We start from the raw sequence: 19,072 nt of genomic DNA on the forward strand, positions 1-19,072 counted from the left end.
GCTCCCGATATTCAATGTCACGTGGGAGGCAGCATGGAACTGACATTTTTCGGCGCCGCCGGGGAAGTGACCGGCTCTTGCGCACGCCTGCGCTACGACGGCGGCACGTTCCTTGTGGACTGCGGCCTGTTCCAGGGAGGACGGGACGCGGACCGCAAGAACCTGCGGGCCCTCGATTTCGATCTGCGCGGGATCGATTTCGTACTCCTGACGCATGCCCACCTCGATCATTCGGGCCTCATTCCGCGGCTGGTGTCGCTCGGTTACCGGGGAAAGATCTACGCCACGGCTGCCACCGTCGACCTGCTCGGCGTGATGTTGCTCGATTCTGCGCACATCATGGAAAAGGAGGCGGAGTGGATCAACCGTGGCAAGCGCGAGCGGAACCTGCGCCGCGGCTACGAGGCGGCTCCGCTGTATACCGTCAATCAGGCACGAGCGAGCCTGGCGAGCCTGCGCAAGGTCGCATACGGCGAAGAGTTTACGCCGCACCCGGGGGTCCGTTGCCGCTTTCATGACGCGGGCCACATCCTGGGATCGGCGGTGATCGAGCTCGACATCGAATCCGGCAGCGCTGTGCGCAAGGTGGTTTTCAGCGGTGACCTCGGGCAGCCGACGAGGCCGGTGTTGCGCGACCCTACGCCGATTCCGGAGGCGGACTTCCTTGTTGTGGAGTCTACTTACGGCAATCGCGCTCACCGCGCGATGGCGGAAACCGAACGGGAGCTTGTAGCCATACTCAAGGACACGCTCGAGCGCCGGAAGGGCAATGTCATCATCCCGGCGTTTGCGGTAGGGCGCACGCAGGAAATGCTGTTCGTGCTGGCGGGGCTGGTGCGTCAGGGCAAACTGGACGGGCTGGATGTGGTCGTCGATTCGCCGATGGCGGCGGCAGTGACCGAGCTCACGCTGCGTTACGACGAGCTGTGGGACGACGAAACGCGCGAGCTGCTTGGCTGGATCCGTGCCCACGGCGAGCGCATGCGCCTGAGGTTCGTTCAGGATGTGGAAGAGTCGAAGGCGCTGAATGACGAACGGTCCGGGCTTGTGATCATTTCGGCAAGCGGGATGTGCGAGGCGGGGCGGATCAAGCATCACCTGCGCTACAACATCGACCGCAGCGAGTGCAGCATCGTGATCTGCGGTTTCCAGGCGGCAGGCACGCTGGGCAGGCGCCTGGTTGACGGTGCCCGCGCGGTCACCCTGTTTGGCGAGCGGATCCCGGTGCGGGCCGCAGTCCATACCATAGGGGGGCTGTCGGCCCACGCCGACCAGCCGGCGTTGCTGGAATGGCTGGCGAATTTCAAGCAGCCGCCACGCCATACGTTTGTCGTGCATGGCGAGCTGCAGGCGGCAACTGCGCTGGCGGATGCAGTGGATGAGCGGTTCGGCTGGCCGCATGTCACGGTTCCGGCCGCGGGGCACTGTTATAGTCTGACTTGAGCGTCATCGCGACGTGCGGGAGCGTCGGGCCATGAAGAACGGAACTGCGAACAGGAAGCGTGGTGCGGGAGATCCTCAGCGAGCCGTGCGGCGCGCACTTCGCGATATCCACGACAGCGTCGAAGGGACTCTCGATCCGCTCGGGATGGCTGCTCCGATCATGCATGCACAGCTTGCCTGGCTTGCTCACCCCCAGGAACTTGCCGAACGGATGGTCGAGCTCTCGAGCGACCTGTGGCGCCTGCAATGGCATTCCGCCTGCCGTGCGATGGGGCTGGCCAGCAAGGATCCTGTCCTTCCCAATGCTGACGATGAGCGGTTTGCCGATCCGGTGTGGACCGATTCCGCAACCTGGGATCTGACCAAGGAGTGGTACCTCGCGTTCACGCACCACATGCAGGACATGCTCTTCGACACGCCGGGGCTGTCGAGCAAGGAGCGCCGTCGGGCCGCGTTCTGGTGGCGGAAGTGGTTGAACGCGGTTGCGCCGACCAATTTCTTCTGGACCAATCCGGTCGCCATACGCAAGGCCATGGAGACGAAGGGCGAGAGCCTCGCCGAGGGCGTACGCAACATGCTCGCGGACCTCGAGGCGGGTGAAATCCGCCTGAGCAGTCCGGGCGATTTCAAGGTGGGGGTCACGCTGGGCACGAGCGCGGGATCGGTCGTGTTCCGCAATCGGCTGCTCGAAGTGATCCACTATGCGCCGACGCAGCCGAAGGTGCATGCCGAGCCGGTCGTGATCGTCACGCCATGGATCAACAAGTTCTACATTCTCGATCTGACGCCGAAGAAGAGCATGGTCCGCTATCTGCTGGATCAGGGCCTGGACGTGTTCATCACGAGCTGGAAGAACCCCGATCAGTCGATGCGCGACGTCACCTTCGATGCCTATCTGGAGGAGGGCGTCCAGGCGATCGTCGAAACGGCGCGCAGCTTCACCGGCGCAGCCAAGGTGCATGCGGTCGGCTACTGTATCGGCGGCACGGCGCTGGCGATGTACATGGCGTGGGCGAATCGCCGCTTCCCCCCGAACGAGGTGCCGGTGGCCGACTGGACCCTGTTCACGACGCTGGTCGACTTCCATCGGCCCGGGGATATCGAGGTATTCATCGATGAGGCGAGTGTCCGCTACCTCTCCGAGAACATGGCGCGCAAGGGCTTCCTCGAAGGCAAGGAAATGGCCTCCGCCTTCCGCCTGCTCCGTTCCAACAGCCTGATCTGGCACTACGTCGTGCACGGCTGGCTGTACGGCGAGGCGCCCGCCCCCTTCGACGTGTTGTACTGGAACATGGACGCCACGCGCATGCCCTATGCGATGCATTCGTGGTACCTGCGCGAGCTCTATCTCGAGAATCGCCTCATCGAGGTGGATGGCCTGACGATTTCGGGGCAGCCGATCGATCTGTCCCGCATCGTCCAGCCGCTATATGCCGTGGGAGCCGAGGACGACCACATCGCGCCGTGGGCGCAGGCGTATCGCGTCAATAATCTCGTCACCGGGCCGCGGCGTTTCGTGCTGTCGAGCTCGGGCCACATCCTTGGCATCGTCAACCCGCCGGTGAATCCGCCCAGGCGCAAGTACTGGGTCGCGGCGGCCCGACGCACGGACAAGGCGGACGACTGGCGCAAGCACGCCGAGGAGCATGAGGGCAGCTGGTGGAACGACTGGGTCGCCTGGCTCAAGCCGCGCTGCGGCGAGCTTGTCGACGCCCGCCCTGCCGCGTCCGCGGCCTTTCCCGAGATTGCCCGGGCTCCGGGGCAATACGTGCTCGAGCGCTGATCCGATCCTGGCTCGACGGCTGAGCCGGGGGCGCTACCCCCGATTGACCCCTGTCAAGGTGACTCGCGGCCTGCGCACAGAGAATCCCCCGAAAGCCCCGCCAGCGGGTGCCGGTCAGCCCTGATGGCGGGCCAGGCGGGCGGGGTCCAGCAGGGAGATGTGTTTACCGTGTACCGTGATGAGTCCGGCTTCGGACAGGTCGTGAAAAATCCGCGACAGCGTTTCGGGCGTCAGATTGAGCCGCGAGGCGATGACCTGCTTGCTTGTCGGCAGGGCGATGTCGCAGGCGCCGTCGCTTTCGCCGTCGACCTGCTGCAGCAGGTAGCCGATCACCCGCTGCATGCTCGAGCGCAGGGAGTAGGTCTCGACGTCCTGGATCATGCCGTGCAGGCGGATCGCCATGCCGGCGAGGAGTTTGCGTGCGAATCCCGGATCCTGGTCGATCAGTTCCGATACCACCGCCTGGCCGATGTGCAGCAGCTGCGTCGTGGTGAGGGCTTCGGCGAACACCGGGTACGGGCGGTTGAGGAACATCACGGCCTCGCCGAAGGTGTGCATGGGGCTGATGATTTCGACAACTTTTTCGTTGCCCTGCGCGGACGACACGGCGAGCTTCATCTGACCCGAAACGACGTAGTAGAAGCCGTGCACGGGATCGCCGCGCTGGAACAGGATTTCGCCCTTTTCGAGATGGCGTTCGCGGGTGAAGCGGGCGACACGGTCGATCTCCTCTGCGGTCAGTTCGCCGAAGAAAGAAACCTGGCGCAGAGCGGCGGGGATATCGACTGGGCGGTTGGGCATTTCGGACTCCGTGGGGAAACTCGTGCATTCTAACCCGCAACCCAATACGGGCCGCGATCCTGTGCCTCGGCGACTGTCTCCGTTGGGCGCGACAACGGACAAGGCGCAGGCTCGAGCAAAGCCGGCTTCGGGCTCCTTGATGCTGTTTGTCGCGCCGCACAGGACACTGTTCCTTTCCGGCGCCGTGATGCTTCTCGTGAGCTTTGCGCTGTGGGCCATCGAGCTCGGCGCCCGCGCGGGGCTGCTGCCTGCGATCGGCTGGGTGTTCCCCCCGGGGTGGATGCACGCCCTGCTCGTGACGGGCGGCGTCTTCCCCCTGTTCATGTTCGGATTTCTCCTCACCGCCATGCCACGCTGGCAGGGATACGACGAGATTGCGGCGGGACGCTGGCTCTGGTCGTGGCGCCTGCTCGCGGCCGGGTGGGCCCTCGTTACGGTGGGGATGATCGCGCCGGGCGTTGCCATGGCGGGCTTGGTGCTCGTGCTTGCCGGATGGGGCGGGATGCAGCGCATCCTGTGGCAGGTCGCGCATCATGGCGATCTGGAGGCCCTGCATGCTCGCGTGGTGTGCTACGCGATGATCGCCGGAATGCTTGCCGTAATTGCCTGGCTCGGTTTTGCGCTGAGCGGCGATCCGGTCTGGGCGCGTATTGCGATCGAGCTTGCGGTGTTCTGCTCGCTGTTGCCGGTGTTCTTCAGTGTGTGCCATCGCATGGTGCCCTTCTTTTCCAGCGGCGTGATCCCGTCCTACGTCATGGTGCGTCCGCTGTGGGTTCTGGTGCTGGTCGTCGGGGGCAGCGTCATGCATGCCGTGTTCGACGTCGCGGGATGGTTGTCGCTGCGCTGGATCGCGGATGCACCCGCCGCGGTCGCGGCCCTGTGGCTGTCGCGGCAGTGGCGGCCGGTGCCGGCGATGAAGGTGCCCCTGCTGGGGATGCTCCACATCGGCTTTCTGTGGCTGGGAATCGCGCTGACCCTCTTCGCGATCCAGAGCGCGGCCTCGCTGCTCGGGTACAACATGCTGGGCATGGCCCCGCTGCATGCGCTGGGTGTCGGATTCTTCGGGTCCGTCCTGATGGCGATGGTGTCGCGGGTCACCCTCGGGCATTCGGGTCGCAAGCTCGCAGCAGATCGCCTGACTTGGGGACTTTTCCTCGGTCTCGAACTCGTCGTCGTCGTGCGGATCACGGCTGAGCTCGTCCCCGCAGGCTGGTCGGCGCTCGTCATGCTGCTGGCTGTGCTCGGTTGGCTGGGCGTGTTCGGCGCCTGGGCAACGCGCTATCTGCCGATCTACTGGCGCCCGCGCAGCGACGGGCGTCCGGGTTGAGCGCATGTACCCGGCGATCAAGCACCTGCACATCCTGTGTGCGATCCTGAGCATCAGCGGCTTCCTGCTGCAGGGCATGTGGATGCTGCTGCGCAGCCCCCTGGTGGATCACCGCGTCACGCGCACTCTGCCGCATGTGATCGACACGGTGTTTCTCGGCAGCGCGATCACGCTGGCGACGATGAGCGGCCAGTACCCCTTCGTCGCGCCGTGGGTCACCGCCAAGGTCGTCGCGCTTGTCGTCTATATTCTTCTTGGCGCGACCGCGCTGCGCTGGGGACGCACCATGCGCGTCCGGGTAATGGCGCTGCTGGCGGCCCTGCTTGTTTTTTCATGGATCGTGTCGGTGGCACTGAGCAAGCACCCGGCAGGATTCCTCGCGTATGCCGGAGTGTTCCAATGACCGATTCGCTGATCCCTTCCTCGCCCGGTTTCGAGACGCCTCTCGAGATGCTCGAGGCCTGCCATGAGCGCCTGCAGGCGCAGCTTGCGACCCTGGCACGGCTCGCCGCATGGCTGCCGGAGCATGGTCCGGACAAGCAGGCGCAGCAGGCTGCCGCCAACGTGATGCGTTACTTCGACGTCGCTGCCGTCAAGCATCATCAGGACGAGGAGGACGACCTTTTCCCCGTCCTGCGCGCGCGTGCCGATGAGGCCCGGCGTGCCGAACTCGGCGCGCTCATCGACTGGATCCTGGCGGATCACCAGAAGCTCTTTGCCGGCTGGGCGCGGATGCGCACGCGTCTTGAGCGCATTGCCGCCGGAGAAGCGACCGATCTCACACCGGCGGACGTCGACGCGTTCGCGGATGCCTATCGCCGCCACATTCAGCGCGAGGAGGGCGAGCTGTTGCCGATTGCGCGCAATCTGCTGTCCGAAGAAGACATCGCCGCCCTGTCCGGCACGATGACTGCGCGACGGCGTCAATAACGGCCGAGGGCGACGGGCGTATGAAGAGGGAAAGCCCCTTCAGGGGCGCGGCGTGGGGTGCTGGATCAGCCGCTTCAGGCCGACGATGTCCAGAATGCGGATGTGTTTCTGCTGAACTGCGATCAGCCCTTCGTCCTGGAACTTCGAAAAGGCGCGTGACACAGTCTCCAGCTTTAGGCCGAGATAGGAGCCGATCTCCTCGCGGGTCATGCGCAGGTGGAACTCCGCCGGAGAAAAGCCGCGCGCCGTGAAACGCTGGGACATGTTGAGCAGGAAGGCCGCCAGGCGCTCTTCCGCACGCATCGAGCCGAGGAGGGTCATCACGCCATGGTCGCGCACGATTTCGCGGCTCATCACCTTGTGGAACTGCAGTTGCAGCCCCTCGACCACGCGCGAAAGCTCCTCGAGCTTGCTGTATGCGATGACGCACACCTCGCTGTCTTCCAGCGCGATCGCGTTGCAGGAATGGGCTTCGGTGCTGATGCCGTCGAGTCCGAGCATCTCCCCTGTCATCTGGAAGCCGGTGACCTGTTCGCGCCCGTCCTCAAGCAGCACGTCGGTCTTGAACGAGCCGGCGCGGATCGCGTAGATTGCCTCGAAGGGATCGCCCGCGCGATACAGGTGCTGCTGGCGCTTGATCTTGCGACGTGCGCCGACGAGTTCGTCGAGACGGTCGATTTCCGATTCCGACATCCCGAACGGCAGGCACAGCTCGACCAGATTGCACTGGGAGCATGCGACCTTCAGACTCGCAACTGTAATCGGCACCGTCGCCTTCATTTGCACGATAATATTGTTCCTTCTACATCGACCGAGAAGTGGCAGGCGCCTGTCGGAATGTACCGTTGATCCACGTCAACCACGAAACTGCGGCTTTTTGAGATCGTACGGAATGCACTCAAGCGATACAACCATGACCAGTCAGAAAGATCTTGTTTTCGACCAGCAGTTGATTCGTCGGTTCGACATCAACGGGCCGCGTTACACGTCCTACCCGACGGCCGATCGCTTCGTCGAAGCGTTCGATGCCCGTGCATTGCGGGACTGGCTGGCGCAACGCGGTGTGGGCGGCGTGAGTAAACCGCTCTCATTATACTTCCACATCCCCTTCTGTAACACGATCTGCTATTACTGCGCCTGCAACAAGATCATCACCAAGGATCATGCGCGCTCGGCCAAGTACCTGAAATATCTCGATAAGGAAATCGAGATGCAGGCAGCCGCGCTGGGCGGAAGCCATCAGGTCACGCAGCTGCACCTGGGCGGCGGCACGCCGACCTTCCTGTCGCACGACGAGCTGCGCCAGCTCATGGACTCGGTGCGCAAACGCTTCACGCTGGTGCCGAACGGCGAATACTCGATCGAAGTCGATCCGCGCAAGGTCGATTTCGACACGGTCAAACTGCTCGCCGACCTTGGCTTCAACCGCATGAGCGTCGGTGTGCAGGACTTCAACGAGGACGTGCAGGAGGCGGTCAACCGCATCCAGAGCTACGACGAAACCAAGCTCGTGATCGATGCCGCCCGTGCCACCGGCTTCAAGTCGATCAGCATGGACCTGATCTACGGCCTGCCGCGCCAGAACATCATCAGCTTCAACCGCACGCTCGAGCAGGTGCTGGAGCTGTCGCCCGATCGCATCTCGCTGTACAGCTACGCCCACCTGCCGGGTCTGTTCAAGCCGCAGCGGCGCATCGCGATCAACGACATGCCGACGTCCGACACCAAGCTGCAGATCCTGCAGCTGGCGATCCGCCGCCTGACCGAGGCGGGCTATGTCTATATCGGCATGGACCACTTCGCGAAGCCGGACGACGAGCTGACGATCGCGCAGCGCCAGGGGCGCCTGCACCGGAATTTCCAGGGCTATTCGACGCAGGCCGAGTGCGACCTGCTGGCCTTCGGCGTCTCGGCGATCGGCAAGATCGGTCCGGTGTATTCGCAGAACGTGAAGACGCTCGACGAGTACTACGATGCCCTCGATCGCGACGAACTCCCCGTCCTGCGCGGCATCGAGCTTACTGCCGACGACCTGCTGCGCCGCTCGATCATCCAGGCGCTGATGTGCCATTTCGAGCTGTCGATCGACTCGATAGAGATCGCGCACTTGATCAAGTTCGACGAATATTTCGCCGACGAGCTCGAGGATCTCAAGGCGATGGAGGAGGCCGGGCTGCTGAAGGTCAGCGACAAGTGGATCAGCGTGCTGCCCCCGGGGCGTCTTCTGGTGCGGGGTATCGCAATGGTGTTCGACCGCTACCTGCGCGCAGACCGCGAGCGCGCGCGCTATTCGAAGGTCATCTGAACCGAGCGCACTGCCCGCGGGCGCGGGCTGTGCAGGGCAGGAGAAGGTGATACAGTGCGGGCGTCCTCGGGCGCCCGTTTCTTTTTGCGCTGCGGCCGCGGGCTTCTTCTGTCTTTCCCATCGTCGCCATGCCTGAAACCGGTTACATCGCAGCCTTCCTGACCGGCCTTCTGGGAGGCACGCACTGCGTCAGCATGTGTGGCGGCATCGTCGGTGCGCTCACCGTGAACATGCCCGGCCGGGCCGGTCGCCAGTGGCAGGTGCACCTCGCCTACAACCTCGGCCGGATTGCCACCTACACCGCGCTGGGCGGTGCCCTCGGTGCCCTCGGCACGGTAGGCATGCTGTTCTCGGACAGCCTGCCGGTGCAGATGGGCCTGTACGTGCTCGCGAACCTGATGCTCGTCGCCCTGGGCTTGTACTTGACCGGCTTCACACGCCTGCTCGCGCCCGTCGAACGCGCGGGCCTCGTGCTGTGGAAACGCGTGCAACCTTTCACTGCACGCTTCATCCCCGCCCGTTCGGTCGGCCAGGCCTTGCCGCTAGGGCTGCTGTGGGGATTCCTGCCCTGCGGCCTCGTCTATAGCGTGCTGACGACTGCCCTGGTGACCGGCTCGGCAGGGCGCGGGGCGGGGCTGATGCTGGCCTTCGGGCTCGGTACGCTGCCCAACCTGATGCTTGCGGGGATGGTGTTCAAGCGCTTCCGCGACATCACGCGCAACCGCCGCGTCCGTTTCGTCGCCGGAATGCTCGTCCTCGGTTTCGGCGTGTTCGGGCTGTTCCATGCCCCCAGCCTCGGCGGCGCGCTCTGGCGCGGCGTCGTGTGCGAGGTGTGAGGGCTCAGCCAGGCCGTTGGTGTGGTGGCCGGGCGCGAGCCTTCACTCGCGTGCAGGGGGCTCGGCGGCGTTCGCGAGGGCGTGGAGGATCGGGCAGGGGGCGGGCGCCTCCGTATGCTCGCAACAGGACACGAGCCCCTGCAGCGCGCCGCGCATCTCCTCCAACTGGCGGATGCGCGACTCGACATCCGCGATCTTCGCCTGGGCGAACGCGCGTGCCCGTTCGCGGTCTGTTTCTTCGTCCAGCGCGAGCAGCTCCGAGACCTCGTCGAGGCTGAAGCCGAGCGCTTGGGCACGGCGGATGAAGCGCAGGCGAGCGACTTCGTCCATTCCGTAGACGCGGAACGCGCCCCGGTGGGCGCCGTTCGCCGCGAGCAGGCCGCGACGCTGGTAATAGCGCACGGTTTCGACGCCGACTCCGGCGGATTTCGCCAGCGCACCGATGGTGAGGGTACTGATGGGGGTGTTCATGGGGGTTGACTCCGTACTTCGGTACAGGGTTTAGACTGCCACCAGACGTTCCGTTCCGCAAGCGCCGAACGGGCCGTGCGGATCCGGGGAGGATCCGGAACCTGGCGAATGGAGTGGTGCAGATGAGTGCTCCCGAAACGACAATGAAGAGCCCGACACTGGAGTTGCCGGTGTCCGGTATGACCTGCGCCGCGTGTGCGGCGCGGATCGAAAAGGTGCTGAAACGTTTGCCGGGGGTGGACGCCTCGGTCAATCTCGCCGCGGAAAAGGCGCGCGTGAGTTTCAGCGATCCGGCCAGCGGACCCGAGCAGGTGATTGCGGCGATCCGCAAGGCCGGATTCGATGTGCCGCAGGCGACGATGGAACTCGCCGTCACGGGCATGACCTGTGCAGCGTGCGCGACTCGGTTGGAAAAGGTGCTTAACCGGCTGCCGGGCGTCGATGCTGCGGTGAATTTCGCGACCGAACGCGCGACGCTGCGCTTCCAGCCGGGGCTTGTCGTTCCCGAGGCCATTCGCGAGGCCGTGCGTCGCGCGGGCTTCGAAGGGGTGGAAACGGGCATCGCCGCGCGCGAGCAGCAGCGCCTGCAGCAGGCGCAGGCGTGGAAGTCGGACATGCGGCGCTTCTGGATCGCCGCGCTGCTCACCTTGCCGCTGCTGGCACAGATGCCCCTGATGTTCGGCGGGCAATTGGCGGGCGCGCACGAACTCGTTCCCCGCTGGCTGCAGCTGCTGCTCGCCACACCGGTGCAGTTCTGGATCGGCGCGCGCTTCTACCGCGGCGCGTGGTCCGCCCTGCGCGGGGGCGGGGCCAACATGGATGTGCTGGTGGTGCTCGGAACGTCGATGGCGTGGATCTACAGCACGGCGGTGACGCTGCTCGGTCGTCACGACCTGCACGTGTATTTCGAGGCGTCGGCGACGATCATCACGCTGATCCTGCTCGGCAAGTTGCTCGAGGCGCGTGCCAAGGCGCGCACGACGGCGGCGCTCGATGCCTTGCTGCGCCTGCAGCCCAAGCTCGCGTTCGTCGAGCGCGACGGCGAGATCGTTTCCGTTCCCGTGGAGACCCTGCAGCCCGAAGACCGCTTCGTGGTGCGCCCCGGCGATGCGATCCCGGTGGATGGCGAGGTCGAGTCGGGTGAGTCGGCGATCAACGAGGCAATGCTGACGGGGGAAAGCATGCCGGTCGACAAGCGCCCGGGCGACAAGGTGTTTGCGGCCACCCTGAATGGACAGGGGGTCTTGCGCTGCCGGGCGACCGGTGTCGGGGCGCATACGCTGCTGGCGGGAATCATTCGCATGGTCGAGCAGGCGCAGGGCTCGAAGGCGCCCGTGCAGCGGCTCGCGGACCGCATCGCGGCCGTTTTCGTTCCTGTCGTCGTGGCGATAGCGGCGCTTACTTTCGTCGGCTGGTGGTGGCTGGCGGGGGACTTCGCCCAGGCATTGATCAGCGCCGTTGCGGTGTTGGTGATCGCATGTCCCTGTGCGCTCGGGCTGGCGACCCCCACCGCGATCATGGTCGGAACGGGGCAAGGGGCCCGTGCGGGCATGCTGGTGAAAAATGCCGAGGCGCTCGAGCTGGCGGAAAGGATCAGGGTGCTCGCGGTGGACAAGACCGGCACGCTGACGGAGGGGGCGCCGGAGGTGAGCGACGTGATTCCCGCCGCCGGGTGGAGTCGCGAGGACTTGCTTGCGATCGCGGGCGCACTGGAGGCGACGAGCGCCCACCCGATCGCCGCGGCGATCGTCCGTGCCGCGCGCGAATCCGGGGCGCAGCGTGCTTCGGCGGAAGAGGTGGTGGCTGTAGGGGGCAAGGGACTTGCGGGGCGCGTCGAGGGGCGTGAGGTGCTCATCGGCACGCCGGGTTTCCTCGACGAGCGGCAGGCCTCGGTGGATGCCGCGGTTTGCGAGCGGATGGCGGCGGGGGGCAAGACCCTCGTGGCCGTGGCCGTCGATGGCGTGTTCGCGGGTGTCATCGGCGTGGCGGACCGCGTCCGCGCCGATTCGGCCGCGGCGGTCGCGCGCCTCAAGGCGCGCGGTCTGCGGGTGGTGATGCTGACCGGCGATCACCCGGCCACGGCCGCCGCGATTGCGGCGCAGACGGGCATCGAGGACTGGCGCGCGGGCGTGCTGCCGGGAGATAAGGCCGCTGCGGTGAAGGCCCTCGCCGGCCACGGACGGGTCGGCATGGCGGGCGACGGCATCAACGACGCCCCCGCATTAGCGGCTGCCGACGTATCGTTTGCAATCGGTGTCGGCGCCGACGTCGCGGTCGAGGCTGCGGACATCACGCTGGTGAGGAACAGCCTGCACGGGGTGGCGGATGCGATCGATCTGTCGCGCGCGACGCTGTCCAAGATCCGGCAGAATCTGTTCTTTGCCTTCATCTACAACGTGCTGGGCATCCCGCTGGCGGCGCTGGGTCTCCTCAATCCGGTGATTGCCGCTGCGGCGATGGCGATGAGTTCGGTTTCGGTAGTCACCAATTCGCTGCTGCTGCGGCGTTGGGCGCCGGACCGATGAGCCGACTTCTCGGGAGAAACTGATATGGCGGAAGTGACGATCAAGGTCGAGGACATGAGCTGCGGCGGCTGCGTGCGCAACGTGACGACGGTCCTCAAGGCGCTGCCGGGCGTGAGCGATGCCCAGGTGTCGCTCGAAGCGGCCCAGGCCGTGATCCAGTACGATCCGGCAAAAGTGTCGGTCGAGGCGATGCGCGCGGCGGTCGAGGATGCCGGCTTCGGCAGTCCCGCCTGACGAGGCACTGCGGGGCTCAGTCGTCCAGTTTGAAGACGATGGGCACCAGGAGCGAGCTTTCGATGGCTGTTTCGCCTTGGCGAGCCGGCACGAATCGCCATGACTGCACGGTCTCCCGGGCGGCGTCGTCCAGCCTCGGATGCCCGCTGCTGTGCGCGACTTCCACCGCTTCGGCGCGCCCGTCGGGGCGCACGCGCACGCGCAGCGTGACCTTTCCCTGTTCGCCGCGCCGCCGCGACAGCTTCGGATACTGGGGCGCGGGGTTTTCGAGATAGGCGGCGTCGTACCTCGGCGCATGGAACGACGCACCGGCTGCCGTCGCGCTCCGGGCCGGCGCAGCGTCCGTGATCCCGGCGGGCGCCGATGTGTTGCGGGTCGTGGGGGTGTGCGGGTCTCCGCCGGGCTCCGGCTCTGCCTGCAGCTGTGGCGAGTGTGTGTCAGGCTCGGCACGTCCGGCGGAAGCGGCGGTCAGCTCCGCGGAGGGTGGGGGGGAGGCGGCAGAGTCCGCCCGGCGTCCGTGGGGCTTTGCGGGGGGCGGAGCGGCTAATTTCCGGGCCGGAACCGAGAGATGCGTGACGGGCGCAGCGTGCGGATCGGGCGAGGCGAGGTGCGTCCCCGATCGGGGCTGCGCGTCTGCGGCAAGCAGGCGGACGCTGATGGCCGCCGCTTCGGCCAGCTGCGGTTCCCGCTGGGGCTCGCCTCCCAGCCCGGAGAGTGCGGCCAGTCCGGCCGCGTGCGCGCCGGCGACCGCGGCCAGCCAGCCCCAATGGACCGCTCGCAGCCCTTGCTTCGGGCGGCGCGATGGTGGCGAGGCCGTGGGAGGCGGTGCGGGCATCCGGAGCAGGCGTATTCGTGCAATCAGGGCGCGCGATTATAGCGTGCCGGGCGGAATGCCCGGGGCGCCCTGCTTCGCCGGCTGGTCGCCGAATGTTTCAAGCTGCCGACGACAGGGGTTATTTCCACATATAATTCGCCCCACAAAATTTTCACGGGAGGGAAGTATGGGTTTCGATCAGGTGAAGGCCGGCAAGGACGTGCCGAACGATATCAACGTCATCATCGAGATTCCGGCTCAGGCCGATCCGATCAAGTTCGAGGTGGACAAGGATAGCGGCGCGGTGTTCGTCGACCGCTTCATGGGCACCTCGATGCGCTACCCGATCAACTACGGCTACGTTCCGCACACGATCGCCGGTGATGGCGACCCGGTCGACGTGCTGGTCGTGACGCCCTTCCCGCTGCTGCCGGGCGTGGTGATCCGCTGCCGTCCCGTCGGCGTGCTGAAGATGGAAGATGAGTCGGGCCAGGACGCGAAGGTCGTCGCGGTTCCCGTCTCCAAGCTGACCCCGCTGTACGACAAGGTGCAGACCACCGACGACCTGCCCGAACTGCTGATGAAGCAGACCGTGCACTTCTTCGAGCACTACAAGGATCTCGAGCCGGGCAAGTGGGTCAAGGTGCTGGGCTGGGGTTCGGTCGAAGATGCCAAGAAGGAAATCCTCGACGGCCTGAACAACGCTGCCGGCAAGTAATCACGGCACCGTCTGCAGGATGAGGATGGCCCGCCAGAGCGCGGGCCATCTGCTTTTCAGGGGAAGGTGAAAGCGCTAGCCGAGCTTGCAGTCGCTGGCGAGCGGCTTGTTCGTGTCGCGGTCGAGCAGGATGCTCTTCCACGGCAGGTCGATCCATACCAGGCCGCTGCGTTCGTCCTCGAAGCGCGGCAGCCCCGAGTGCGACGGATTGCGCGCGAGCTGGTAGCGTTTTCCGCTCCAGCCGATGTGAACCTGGCTGGCATTGCCGGCCGTACGCTGCACGTCGACGCGCCGCCCCATGTCGCAGCGATATGTGCCGCTCGCAAGCTGGAATTCCAGCTGCTGATTATCCGTGCTCGCCGGGGTATCGAGGACGCCGGGCTCCGTTCCCGCGCCTGCGGAGGGCGCAGGCGGCGTGCTCGAACATGCGGCGAGGGCGAGAAGCGAAGCGAGGAGCGCGAACCGGACTGGCATCGAATGATCCGTTGGGGTACTTGATGATTGCATTCTAGTTCCCCGCTGTCGGGCGTCGTGCCGGCTGCCGGCAGTCAAGCGTAACAGAAGGTTTCCCGCGTAAGGTGGGCTGTTCGCGCAGGTGGGCGGCTGCCGGGACGCGACCCGACGCGGTATAGTTGCGCCCATGAAACCGCATGCTCAATCGCTCTCCATCGCCGTTGCCCAACTGAATTGCACGGTGGGCGACCTGAAGGCGAACGCCGACCGGATCATCCGCGCCGTCGAACAGGCCCGCACGCTCGGCGCCGACCTCGTCCTGACCCCAGAGCTCGCGTTGTCGGGCTACCCGCCCGAGGACCTGCTGCTCCGCCCTGACTTCTACCGCGCCTGCGCGCGCGAAGTGGCGCGCATCGCCGAGCATACGCAGGGCATAACGCTCGTGCTCGGCCATCCGGAGGCACGTCAGGCCAAGCGCTACAACGCGGCCTCGGTGATTCGCGACGGACGGATCCTGACCACGTATCACAAGCATCACCTGCCGAACTACGAGGTGTTCGACGAGGAGCGCTATTTCGACCACGGACGGGCGGCGTGCGTTTTCGAACTGAAGGGTGTGAAGCTTGGCGTGAATATCTGCGCGGACCTGTGGGAGCCCGGTCCGGCTGAGCTCGCCCGCGTCGAGGGGGCGCAGGTGCTGCTCGGTCTCAACGCCTCTCCCTACCACATGAACAAGTTGCAGCGCCGTTATGAGGTGTTGCGCGAGCGGGTGGGCGGCACCGGTTTGCCGGTGGTTTACTGCAACATGGTGGGCGGACAGGACGAACTGGTGTTCGATGGCGCCTCGTTTGCGCTCAATCCGGACGGATCGCTCGCCTGGCAGACGTCCGCGTTCGATGAGCGCCTCGACATCGTTCGCCTGCAGGGCGATCGCTGGGTGGATGGCGAGCAGATCGATGGGCGTCCGATCGAAGCCGAGGTGTATGAGGCGCTCAAGGTGGGCGTGCGTGACTATCTGGGCAAGAATGGTTTTCCGGGCGCCCTGATCGGACTCTCCGGCGGTATCGATTCGGCCCTGACGCTGTGCATCGCGGTCGATGCCCTCGGCGCCGACAAGGTGCGGGCGGTGATGATGCAATCGCCCTACACCGCACAGATGAGCCTCGACGACTCGCGCGAACTGGTGGCGAACCTTGGTGTCCGTTATGACGAGATCCCGATCGAGCCGGCGATGGAGACCTTCGCAGGCATGCTTGCGGACCAGTTCCGCGGCTTGGCGGCGGACACCACCGAGGAGAACCTGCAGAGCCGCATCCGCGGCATGATCCTCATGGCGCTGTCGAACAAGACCGGCGCGATCGTGCTCACGACCGGCAACAAGAGCGAGATGGCGACCGGCTACGCGACGCTGTACGGTGACATGGCGGGCGGCTTCGCTGTGCTCAAGGATCTCTACAAGACCTTCGTGTTCAGACTCGCGCGCTGGCGCAACACCGTCAGCCCGGTGATCCCGGAAAACATCATCACGCGGCCGCCTTCGGCGGAGCTCAAGCCCGACCAGAAGGACCAGGATTCGCTGCCGCCGTATGAGGTGCTCGATGCGATCATCGAAGCGTACATGGAGCGCGACGAGTCGCCGCGGGACATCATCGCCGCGGGCTATCCGGAAGCCGATGTGCGCCGCACGGTGGCGATGCTCAAGCGCAACGAGTACAAGCGCCGTCAGGCGCCGGTCGGAATCCGCGTAACCAAGAGAGGATTCGGCAGAGACTGGCGTTATCCGATAACATCGCGCTATCAGGACGAATATTGACCATGCCGCGGGCGGTGGGCCGCGTGGCGCCATCCCGCCGAGGAGATCCCAATGAAGAAGATTGAAGCCATCATCAAGCCGTTCAAGCTCGACGAAGTCCGCGAGGCGCTCTCGGAAGTCGGCATTGCCGGCCTGACGGTGTCCGAAGTGAAGGGCTTCGGCCGCCAGAAGGGGCATACCGAGCTGTATCGCGGCGCTGAGTACGTCGTGGACTTCCTGCCGAAGATCAAGGTCGAGATCGTCATCGGCGACGATCTGGTCGATCAGGCGGTCGAGGCGATCATCAAGGCCGCCCATACGGGCAAGATCGGCGACGGCAAGATCTTCGTGATGCCCGTCGAGCAGGTCGTGCGCATCCGCACGGGCGAGACCAACGAAGCCGCGATCTGAGCGGCGCCCGTATCAGGGGCGGGCCGCGTTGCCTGCCCTGAGCAGCACCAGCAGGGCCCCCGAGCCGCCGTCGTGGGGGCCTGCCTGGCAGAACGCCAGGATCTCCTCGCGTTGCGCGAGCCAGCCGCGTGACAGGTGTTTCAGGATGGACTGCTTGCCCGGCGAGCCGTGGCCCTTGCCGTGGATCACGCGCACGCAGCGCCGGCCCTGCTGCAGGCTCGCGGCAAGAAAATGAGCGAGTTCTTCCCGTGCCTCGTCGCGATTGCAGCCATGCAGGTCCAGCTGGGCCTGCAACACCCAGCGGCCGCGGCGCAGGTCGGTGAGTACGCGGCGCGGCAGTCCCGGCCGCAGGAACGCCGCTTCTTCGCCGGTTTCCAGCCGGTCTTCCAGCGTCATCGGTGCTTCCATCGACTCTCGCAGCGCTTCGCGCTCGTCCTCGACGTGCTTCAGCGGGTGGGGCTGGGGCCGGGGCGCTTCGACCTCGGCGCGATTGCGCGTGTCCACGGGTCTGGCTCCGCGCACCGCGTAGCGGAAGAGGTCGGCCGGATTTGTGCTGTCCGCATCCGCAGGCAGCAAAAGAAAATCGCGCTCGCCAAGGTCCGGCGCAGAGGGAGAGTGGGCGGCGCGATGTCGCGCGTGGCGGTGATCGATGCCGACCTCGGCACGGTTGCCGCGATCGAGCGGGATGACGTCTTCCATCGCGAAGCGGAAGAGCTCGCCGTCGTCACGGGGTGTGCTTCGCCGCGGTGCCGCTGCAGGCGAGTCGTCATCGGCCTCCGGAGTTTGCGGCCGGCGAACCGGGGCAGGTTTCGGCGTTTCCAGTTCGGCCCTGCGCGCCGATTGCGGCAGCGGCGTCACGCCCTGAAGCGCTGCGCGGAGCAGGCCGGCGTCCGCCGCGTCCGTATCGGTGGCCGGAGTCTTGCCCGTATCGCTGGCGATGGCGGGGCGCTCGATACGGCGACCGAACACCCGCTCCTCGCGCAGCCCGCCCCGCAAGGAGGCCAGCCCCTCGAACGGGCTGGCCGATCGCCCGCGCGGTTCTGCCGGGCGGGACGAGGCCGGGCGGGGCGGGCGTGGCACGGGATTAGCCGCCGAGGGCGTCGAGGTAGCGCTCGGCGTCGAGGGCCGCCATGCAGCCGGTGCCAGCCGAGGTGACGGCCTGACGGTAGATGTGGTCCTGCACGTCGCCGGCGGCGAACACGCCGCGCACGCTGGTCGCCGTCGCGTCGCCCTCGCGACCACCCTTGGTGACGATGTAGCCGCCTTCCATCTCCAGTTGTCCTTCGAAGATGTCGGTATTCGGCTTGTGGCCGATCGCGACGAACACCCCCTTCAGTGCGACGTCCTTCGTCGCGCCGGTGTTGATGTCCTTCACGCGCATGCCCGTCACGCCGGTATTGTCGCCGAGCACTTCATCAAGCGTCGAGTTCAGCACCAGTTCGATCTTGCCCGCGGCGACCTTCTCCATCATCTTGTCGATTAGGATCTTCTCGGCGCGGAACTTCTCGCGGCGGTGGACCACCGTGACCTTGTTCGCGATGTTCGCGAGGTACAGGGCCTCCTCCACGGCCGTGTTGCCGCCGCCGATGACCGCAACTTCCTGGTTCTTGTAGAAGAAGCCGTCGCAGGTTGCGCAGGCGGACACGCCGCGGCCCGCGAACTTCTCCTCCGAGGGCAGGCCAAGATACTTGGCCGTGGCGCCCGTCGAAATGATCAGCGCGTCGCAGGTGTATTCGCCGGCGTCGCCGACGAGCCGGAACGGCTTCTCGCCGAGCTTCACGGTGTGGATGTGATCGAAGATCATTTCCGTGTTGAAGCGCTCGGCGTGCTTCTGGAAGCGCGCCATCAGATCCGGCCCCATGACGCCGTCCGCATCGGCCGGCCAGTTGTCGACCTCGGTAGTGGTCATCAGCTGACCGCCCTGTGCCAGCCCAGTGATGAGGACCGGGTTCAGGTTCGCGCGTGCAGCATAGACGGCAGCGGTGTAGCCGGCCGGGCCGGAACCGAGGATGAGCAGGCGGGCGTGCTTGGTCGTCATGGCGATGTCTTCTTTCTGGTTGGCAATCCGCAAATTATAGCCGAGGGGCATGGGCGACCGATCCAATGGTCGTGATAGGTTCCGGCAATCGTTCGCGCAATCTCGATGGTCGAGCAAATCCGGGTATGGATTCGGGCGGTATTTGTCGGCACTATAATGCGATGAACATTTGACGCATCGCTCGGACTTGC

Annotated in this window: 19 protein-coding genes; 12 read left to right on the forward strand and 7 right to left on the reverse strand. The window is 65.7% G+C overall.

From position 1 onward, the window contains the following. The first annotated feature begins 33 nt into the window (after nt 1-33). The gene (locus tag GO615_RS00400; RefSeq protein WP_169125071.1) at nt 34-1,443 is read left to right on the forward strand and encodes an MBL fold metallo-hydrolase RNA specificity domain-containing protein; all 1,410 of its coding nucleotides are present in this window, start codon (nt 34-36) and stop codon (nt 1,441-1,443) included. A gap of 145 nt (nt 1,444-1,588) precedes the next feature. Further along, nucleotides 1,589-3,226, forward strand: a complete 1,638-nt coding sequence (locus tag GO615_RS00405) for a PHA/PHB synthase family protein (protein WP_169125072.1) — start codon at nt 1,589-1,591, stop codon at nt 3,224-3,226. A gap of 114 nt (nt 3,227-3,340) precedes the next feature. Here GO615_RS00405 and GO615_RS00410 read toward each other — a convergent pair whose 3' ends face one another. Beyond that, nucleotides 3,341-4,027, reverse strand: a complete 687-nt coding sequence (locus tag GO615_RS00410) for a Crp/Fnr family transcriptional regulator (RefSeq protein WP_169125073.1) — start codon at nt 4,025-4,027, stop codon at nt 3,341-3,343. A 139-nt stretch (nt 4,028-4,166) separates the two neighbouring features. On the opposite strand from GO615_RS00410, the gene GO615_RS00415 reads away from it, so the two are divergent. From GO615_RS00415 to GO615_RS00425, 3 genes are read left to right on the forward strand one after another with little or no spacing between them, the layout of a single operon-like run. Then, a complete protein-coding gene (locus GO615_RS00415) occupies nt 4,167-5,354 on the forward strand; it encodes an NnrS family protein (protein ID WP_169125190.1) in 1,188 nt (395 codons plus the stop codon). Between the two features lie 4 nt (nt 5,355-5,358). Then, the gene (locus tag GO615_RS00420; RefSeq protein WP_169125074.1) at nt 5,359-5,757 is read left to right on the forward strand and encodes a SirB2 family protein; all 399 of its coding nucleotides are present in this window, start codon (nt 5,359-5,361) and stop codon (nt 5,755-5,757) included. Continuing rightward, complete coding sequence (locus GO615_RS00425; protein ID WP_169125075.1) at nt 5,754-6,284, forward strand: hemerythrin domain-containing protein; 531 nt, start codon at nt 5,754-5,756, stop codon at nt 6,282-6,284. Before GO615_RS00420 ends, GO615_RS00425 begins: the two co-directional genes overlap by 4 nt. Nucleotides 6,285-6,323: 39 nt before the next feature. Here GO615_RS00425 and fnr read toward each other — a convergent pair whose 3' ends face one another. Beyond that, the gene (gene fnr, locus GO615_RS00430; protein ID WP_169125191.1) at nt 6,324-7,064 is read right to left on the reverse strand and encodes a fumarate/nitrate reduction transcriptional regulator Fnr; all 741 of its coding nucleotides are present in this window, start codon (nt 7,062-7,064) and stop codon (nt 6,324-6,326) included. A 133-nt stretch (nt 7,065-7,197) separates the two neighbouring features. On the opposite strand from fnr, the gene hemN reads away from it, so the two are divergent. Together hemN and GO615_RS00440 are read left to right on the forward strand one after the other, a co-directional pair. Continuing rightward, complete coding sequence (gene hemN / locus GO615_RS00435; RefSeq protein WP_169125076.1) at nt 7,198-8,589, forward strand: oxygen-independent coproporphyrinogen III oxidase; 1,392 nt, start codon at nt 7,198-7,200, stop codon at nt 8,587-8,589. A gap of 128 nt (nt 8,590-8,717) precedes the next feature. Next, nucleotides 8,718-9,425: a sulfite exporter TauE/SafE family protein gene (locus GO615_RS00440; protein ID WP_169125077.1), complete on the forward strand. Its 708-nt coding sequence runs from the start codon at nt 8,718-8,720 to the stop codon at nt 9,423-9,425. Nucleotides 9,426-9,467: 42 nt separating this feature from the next. Here the strand turns inward: GO615_RS00440 and GO615_RS00445 are convergent, their stop codons facing one another. After that, nucleotides 9,468-9,896 (reverse strand): MerR family transcriptional regulator, encoded by a 429-nt coding sequence (locus GO615_RS00445; protein WP_211166884.1) that lies wholly within the window; start codon nt 9,894-9,896, stop codon nt 9,468-9,470. 143 nt (nt 9,897-10,039) lie between these two features. Here GO615_RS00445 and GO615_RS00450 point away from each other — a divergent pair, with 143 nt between their 5' ends. Continuing rightward, nucleotides 10,040-12,421 (forward strand): heavy metal translocating P-type ATPase, encoded by a 2,382-nt coding sequence (locus GO615_RS00450; protein ID WP_211166892.1) that lies wholly within the window; start codon nt 10,040-10,042, stop codon nt 12,419-12,421. Nucleotides 12,422-12,445: 24 nt separating this feature from the next. After that, nucleotides 12,446-12,655, forward strand: coding sequence for a heavy-metal-associated domain-containing protein (locus GO615_RS00455; RefSeq protein ID WP_169125079.1), 210 nt, complete (start codon nt 12,446-12,448; stop codon nt 12,653-12,655). Between the two features lie 16 nt (nt 12,656-12,671). On the opposite strand, the gene GO615_RS00460 is transcribed toward GO615_RS00455, so the two are convergent. Continuing rightward, the gene (locus GO615_RS00460; protein ID WP_169125080.1) at nt 12,672-13,490 is read right to left on the reverse strand and encodes an energy transducer TonB; all 819 of its coding nucleotides are present in this window, start codon (nt 13,488-13,490) and stop codon (nt 12,672-12,674) included. 166 nt (nt 13,491-13,656) lie between these two features. Here GO615_RS00460 and ppa point away from each other — a divergent pair, with 166 nt between their 5' ends. Continuing rightward, entirely contained in the window at nt 13,657-14,187 is a 531-nt protein-coding gene (gene ppa, locus GO615_RS00465; RefSeq protein WP_169125081.1) for an inorganic diphosphatase, read from the forward strand. Nucleotides 14,188-14,262: 75 nt separating this feature from the next. On the opposite strand, the gene GO615_RS00470 is transcribed toward ppa, so the two are convergent. Further along, on the reverse strand, nt 14,263-14,661 hold the full coding sequence (locus GO615_RS00470) for an MliC family protein (RefSeq protein WP_169125082.1): 399 nt from the start codon (nt 14,659-14,661) through the stop codon (nt 14,263-14,265). A 166-nt stretch (nt 14,662-14,827) separates the two neighbouring features. Here GO615_RS00470 and GO615_RS00475 point away from each other — a divergent pair, with 166 nt between their 5' ends. Both GO615_RS00475 and GO615_RS00480 read left to right on the forward strand, forming a co-directional pair. Then, nucleotides 14,828-16,453 carry an NAD+ synthase gene (locus GO615_RS00475; protein ID WP_169125083.1) on the forward strand — a complete coding sequence of 542 codons (1,626 nt, stop codon included), beginning with the start codon at nt 14,828-14,830 and terminating at the stop codon, nt 16,451-16,453. Between the two features lie 51 nt (nt 16,454-16,504). Continuing rightward, nucleotides 16,505-16,843: a P-II family nitrogen regulator gene (locus GO615_RS00480; RefSeq protein WP_169125084.1), complete on the forward strand. Its 339-nt coding sequence runs from the start codon at nt 16,505-16,507 to the stop codon at nt 16,841-16,843. 12 nt (nt 16,844-16,855) lie between these two features. Here the strand turns inward: GO615_RS00480 and GO615_RS00485 are convergent, their stop codons facing one another. Then, nucleotides 16,856-17,839 carry a Smr/MutS family protein gene (locus GO615_RS00485; protein WP_169125085.1) on the reverse strand — a complete coding sequence of 328 codons (984 nt, stop codon included), beginning with the start codon at nt 17,837-17,839 and terminating at the stop codon, nt 16,856-16,858. Nucleotides 17,840-17,927: 88 nt separating this feature from the next. Beyond that, entirely contained in the window at nt 17,928-18,881 is a 954-nt protein-coding gene (gene trxB, locus GO615_RS00490) for a thioredoxin-disulfide reductase (RefSeq protein ID WP_169125086.1), read from the reverse strand. Nucleotides 18,882-19,072 lie beyond the last annotated feature (191 nt).

It is taken from the genome of Aromatoleum evansii (genome assembly GCF_012910805.1).
In the GTDB taxonomy this organism is placed as follows: Bacteria; Pseudomonadota; Gammaproteobacteria; order Burkholderiales; family Rhodocyclaceae; genus Aromatoleum; species Aromatoleum evansii.

Bases quoted from the DNA above. Each gene is read 5' to 3' on its own strand.
- GO615_RS00400 (WP_169125071.1), top strand. From the start codon at position 34: ATGGAACTGACATTTTTCGGCGCCGCCGGGGAAGTGACCGGCTCTTGC.
- GO615_RS00405 (WP_169125072.1), top strand. From the start codon at position 1,589: ATGGCTGCTCCGATCATGCATGCACAGCTTGCCTGGCTTGCTCACCCC.
- GO615_RS00410 (WP_169125073.1), bottom strand. From the start codon at position 4,027: ATGCCCAACCGCCCAGTCGATATCCCCGCCGCTCTGCGCCAGGTTTCT.
- GO615_RS00415 (WP_169125190.1), top strand. From the start codon at position 4,167: ATGCTGTTTGTCGCGCCGCACAGGACACTGTTCCTTTCCGGCGCCGTG.
- GO615_RS00420 (WP_169125074.1), top strand. From the start codon at position 5,359: ATGTACCCGGCGATCAAGCACCTGCACATCCTGTGTGCGATCCTGAGC.
- GO615_RS00425 (WP_169125075.1), top strand. From the start codon at position 5,754: ATGACCGATTCGCTGATCCCTTCCTCGCCCGGTTTCGAGACGCCTCTC.
- fnr (WP_169125191.1), bottom strand. From the start codon at position 7,064: ATGAAGGCGACGGTGCCGATTACAGTTGCGAGTCTGAAGGTCGCATGC.
- hemN (WP_169125076.1), top strand. From the start codon at position 7,198: ATGACCAGTCAGAAAGATCTTGTTTTCGACCAGCAGTTGATTCGTCGG.
- GO615_RS00440 (WP_169125077.1), top strand. From the start codon at position 8,718: ATGCCTGAAACCGGTTACATCGCAGCCTTCCTGACCGGCCTTCTGGGA.
- GO615_RS00445 (WP_211166884.1), bottom strand. From the start codon at position 9,896: ATGAACACCCCCATCAGTACCCTCACCATCGGTGCGCTGGCGAAATCC.
- GO615_RS00450 (WP_211166892.1), top strand. From the start codon at position 10,040: ATGAAGAGCCCGACACTGGAGTTGCCGGTGTCCGGTATGACCTGCGCC.
- GO615_RS00455 (WP_169125079.1), top strand. From the start codon at position 12,446: ATGGCGGAAGTGACGATCAAGGTCGAGGACATGAGCTGCGGCGGCTGC.
- GO615_RS00460 (WP_169125080.1), bottom strand. From the start codon at position 13,490: ATGCCCGCACCGCCTCCCACGGCCTCGCCACCATCGCGCCGCCCGAAG.
- ppa (WP_169125081.1), top strand. From the start codon at position 13,657: ATGGGTTTCGATCAGGTGAAGGCCGGCAAGGACGTGCCGAACGATATC.
- GO615_RS00470 (WP_169125082.1), bottom strand. From the start codon at position 14,661: ATGCCAGTCCGGTTCGCGCTCCTCGCTTCGCTTCTCGCCCTCGCCGCA.
- GO615_RS00475 (WP_169125083.1), top strand. From the start codon at position 14,828: ATGAAACCGCATGCTCAATCGCTCTCCATCGCCGTTGCCCAACTGAAT.
- GO615_RS00480 (WP_169125084.1), top strand. From the start codon at position 16,505: ATGAAGAAGATTGAAGCCATCATCAAGCCGTTCAAGCTCGACGAAGTC.
- trxB (WP_169125086.1), bottom strand. From the start codon at position 18,881: ATGACGACCAAGCACGCCCGCCTGCTCATCCTCGGTTCCGGCCCGGCC.